General features: G+C 58.7%; 3 protein-coding genes and 1 pseudogene. 2 read left to right on the forward strand and 2 right to left on the reverse strand.

From position 1 onward, the window contains the following. Positions 1 to 1,128: serine/threonine protein kinase (locus ABX749_RS25720; RefSeq protein ID WP_372898526.1), on the reverse strand; the 1,128-nt coding region annotated here is incomplete at its 3' end. 454 nt (positions 1,129 to 1,582) lie between these two features. Between ABX749_RS25720 and ABX749_RS25725 the strand changes: the two genes are divergently transcribed. Next, positions 1,583 to 2,791, forward strand: coding sequence for a DUF1559 domain-containing protein (locus ABX749_RS25725; protein ID WP_145215565.1), 1,209 nt, complete (start codon positions 1,583 to 1,585; stop codon positions 2,789 to 2,791). 94 nt (positions 2,792 to 2,885) lie between these two features. Then, the gene (locus ABX749_RS25730; RefSeq protein ID WP_145215568.1) at positions 2,886 to 3,077 is read left to right on the forward strand and encodes a hypothetical protein; all 192 of its coding nucleotides are present in this window, start codon (positions 2,886 to 2,888) and stop codon (positions 3,075 to 3,077) included. 49 nt (positions 3,078 to 3,126) lie between these two features. On the opposite strand, the pseudogene ABX749_RS25735 reads toward ABX749_RS25730, so the two are convergent. Further along, positions 3,127 to 3,684, reverse strand: a pseudogene (locus ABX749_RS25735) (serine/threonine protein kinase); the annotation flags it as partial.

A 3,684-nucleotide genomic window follows, 5' to 3' on the forward strand; every position in this document is an offset into this window, starting at 1 on the left:
GAGTGCGATCATGACGGTCGACGCGACCATGCGGCGGAAACGCCGGCGCTTGCCCGTCTTTCGTTTCCGCCAGGAACCCGTCCGTGCGACGTGCGAACCCGGCAACGGCGACAGCGCTGCGAGTTCGTTTCCTTCGGCCGCCGTCGTCGACTGAAACCGCGGGTCGATCGCGGTGGCAATCGCGTCAGGATTGGCAATCGGGAACGCCGGATCCATTGATCTGGCAGCGGACGACTGTGCGACGGCCTGATGCAAGGCGCGAACCATTTGGCGACAGGAATCGAAACGCGCCGATGCGTCCAGGCTGGTGGCCCGCTCAAGTACCTTTTGTTCGTCAACACCAACCTTTGAAAAATCCAGTTCGCCGCTGACGTGACAATGGATCGCCGTGGCTTGATTGATCGCCTGAACTGAATGGTCGCCGGTGCGGAGGTAGTAGTACGTCAACGCCAAGGAGTATTGATCACTGGCGACCGAACCATGTCCTGAAATGCTCTCCGGTGAAATGAAGGCGGGTGAACCGATCATGCCCGTCGAGCGAATCGATTCGGCATAACAAGGTCGGGCGACACCAAAATCGCAGAGCACTGCGGCGTCACCGACCAGCAAGATGTTGTCGGGTTTGATGTCGCGATGGGCAATCGACACCCGTCGTCCGTCGCCGAGATCGTGACGGGGCGCATTGAGGAAATCCAATCCGCGCGCCGCATCCTCCACGTAGTCGAGCAGCTCCGCCAGGGGAATCCCCGACTGGCCCCGCGATCGATAGTCTTGCAGCACGTCGTCCAAGCTTTTTTCGCCGACCACCATCGCGATGACCAACGTCGCCGGCTCACAGGGCGTCATTCGAAACCGGTTCGTTCGTCCATCACGGATCGGCTTTCCCGTCCGATCCAACAGCCAGTAACCGGTGATCGGCAACAAATTGGGATGGCGAACGTTTTTGATTGCCGAGATCGACTCGAATTCTTTGGCACCACCGGCTTGGTGCAGATCGAGGAACTTGAGTGCGACACGGGTATCGCCAGGGCCGTCGGCCGCCCAGACCACGCCGAACGAACCTTCACCGAGCTTTTCAGCGAGAACGTAGCCCGGAATCGGCTCGCAGCCTTGTTGGAGAATGACCATATCGCCGGGCCTGCAATCGTCGGTTTGGGAGAGATGAGCGTCGTAGAACGCTCCCGTACGATTGACCAAGCGGCCAGGCGACCAGGGTGTTACGAAGAATCCGACGCGAGCGGACACGATACAAATCAATACAAACCGTTACAGGGCGATACATTTAATCGGACAGCCGGTGTTCCGTGTAGCGTTTTGATGGTGCAGGGATTGAGGCGACAGGCGTTGATGAATCCGCGGCCGACTGCTCCGGTGACGTAAATCGCTCCGGCGGCGTCGCAAAACTTGGTTGTTGGTCGATGGGCGAGGGTTATCGTGAAAGTTGCTGTTCCGCGTCCCTACTCGGTGGGGAGAGGTCGAGCTGCCTGTAGGCCAAGAAGTGTGACGGCAGGTCCCTTTGCCACCCGGTGATTGCGGTGTGCATTTCTTTTCTCTCGAATTCATTTTTATGTTGGCTCGTCAAATGAAGTACTCAAAGCGCAGTCGAGGTTTCACATTGGTGGAACTTCTTGTGGTCATTGCAATCATCGGCATCCTTGTCGGATTGCTCCTTCCGGCAGTTCAAGCCGCCCGCGAAGCAGCTCGGCGGATGAGCTGCAGCAACAATTTCAAGCAGATTGGATTGGCCATCCACAATTACCACTCGGCCTACAAACAAATCCCGACGCATGGGACAGGAACGAACGAGGAGCCTGCGAACCGATACTGGCGCACCTCGGTCGTTTCCAACCGCGTTCGCCTCAGCTCACTCGTTCCGATCACGGCGTTCATTGAACAGCAGGCACTGTGGGATCACATTTCCAATCCCAGCCAACAACGAACCGATGGCGGCTTACAGAGCCCGCCTTGGAATGCGATGGGACCGACCGCCGATCAGATTCAGTACATTCCCTGGGTGACGGAAGTCCCGACGTTCCGTTGCCCCAGTGATCCGGGGACGGGACTGCCAGCCTTGGGACGCACCAACTACGCGTCTTGCTTGGGCGATTCGATCTGGAATCTTCACCTGGGTCCCTACAACAGCAATCGCACGGCAAAAACGACGGGCCGTTCACGGCATGCCCAAGCGGCGCATCGCGGTTTCTTCAAGCCGGTCGACGTGTCAAAGTTTCGTGATGTTCTCGACGGATTGTCTAACACGATCGCAATGGGCGAGATCATGACCGCCTTGCAAGATGGCGACAAACGCGCCAACGGCATTGCGACAAACGGCGGAAACGCGAGCCCGATCGGCCACGCCCAAATCCGCAACAACCCATCGATTTGCCAGGACAACGGCTACGTCGATCCGGACCGACCGCGATTCTGGTTGCCCGAGTGGCAACAACGGAACCGTCGCAACTTCGCCCGCGGGCATCGCTGGGCCGACGCGTTACCGATCATGGCGAGCGTCGTCACCATCTTGCCTCCAAACCGTGAAGCCTGCGGACGGCACAATGCCTTGGGGACGACGCTGGTGGCAACGGTCTCCAGTCGGCACCAGGGTGGCGCCCACGTCCTGATGGGCGACGGAGCGGTCGTCTTTTTGAGCGATTCGATCGAAGCGGGCGACTCACGGGCCGCCAATATCTGGCTGAACAATGTGCCGGGTTCCCAAAGTCCGTACGGATTGTGGGGCGCCCTCGGCACACGTGCTTCCAGCGAAACCATCGAAGAGCAGTTGAACCAATAAGTTTGATGAATCTTCACGCCGCCGCCCCTCTGGCTTCGACCCGTTGGGCGGCGATTGTTTGTCGAAAGTTCCCCGCAATGAGAAGTAAGAATCGATGAAGTCTGTTTACGTTTGTCTGGTCGTTTTCTGTATCAGTTTTGCCCTACCTGGTTGCGGGGGCTCGAGCGAAACCACGCTTGCGACCGAGGGGGCAACCGCGGACGACTTTGCCCAGTATGAAGCGGATTTGGCTGCCGCGAACGCCGACGCGGGCTATGAAGAGGAGATTGAAGGGGACGCGGAATAGGCAGCAGCCGGACGCGTGATTCGCGACCGTACTGCGTTTCCCGTCCCGCTCATTTTCCTACCACTCCATCGGCGTCTTCGATGCAGACGATCTCTTTCATCGTGTGTGCATAAAGACGCCCCTTGGAGTAGGTCAACGATGCCAGCGTCCAGGTTTCTCCGCCGGGGCCGAGGTCGTTGACGGCGACGAGGGCATCTGGCGAGAGCTGCTCGACCTGCGTGTCGATCACGTACACCGTTCCCGTCACGACGGGCAGGAACAAATAGCGACCCACCAATGTCGGACTGGCCGCCGAAATGTGGCCCCAGCCCGTTCCGCTGTGCCCTTTGTCGCCGACGACAAATCCAGACGCATTGGTGGGTCGATTGTTGGGATTGCCCTTTCCCCACAACAACACATCCTGCTTTCGTGACGTCGCACTGGGCATCAACTGCGCCGGCAATTCCAGATATTCCACGGCGCCGGATTCGACGTTCACCCGCCCCAGGTAGTGAACGTTGTGCGAGAGAAACCAATGCCATTGGCCGACAGCCAGATTGGCCTGATTGGTATTCGGATGCCCCTTTCCGGCCTTGACCGCCACATCGGTTTGTTTCGTCCAGCTTCC

This window comes from Stieleria sp., assembly GCF_041595215.1.
Taxonomy (GTDB): Bacteria; Planctomycetota; Planctomycetia; order Pirellulales; family Pirellulaceae; genus Stieleria; species Stieleria magnilauensis.